Genomic DNA, 364 nt, shown 5'->3' on the forward strand with positions numbered 1-364 from the left:
GTTTCCATGATGCCGGGGAGCGTCCCAACGGTACCGTTGGATGTTTCCGTGATACCGTCCGGTTGTTCCGCGGTATCCTTGAACCACTTCATGGTACCATGGCGTGTTCCAACGGTACTGTTGGGCGTTCCAACAATACCGCCGAATCCCTAAACGATACCGTTTAACCCCTTAACGATACCCTTAAGCGTTTTAACGATACCCTTAAGCGTTCCAATGGTACCGTTAAGGGGTTAAACAGACCGTTGGGCCGGGCATTATGCCCGGAAATGCCCGGAAAATACCCCCCAAATGCCCGATAATACCTGATAATGCCCGATTTTTTGTTTGCCCGGATGCGGTTGCCCAGTTTTGGGGCATGGAA

General features: G+C 51.6%; 1 protein-coding gene. It reads right to left on the reverse strand.

Annotation, left to right across the window (positions count from 1 at the left end; all coding sequences use genetic code 11):
- Positions 1 to 163: 163 nt before the first annotated feature.
- The coding region (locus NF543_RS25360) for a hypothetical protein (protein ID WP_257671004.1) at positions 164 to 364 on the reverse strand (201 nt) is incomplete at its 5' end.

The organism is Parapedobacter tibetensis, assembly GCF_024704835.1.
GTDB lineage: Bacteria > Bacteroidota > Bacteroidia > Sphingobacteriales > Sphingobacteriaceae > Parapedobacter > Parapedobacter tibetensis.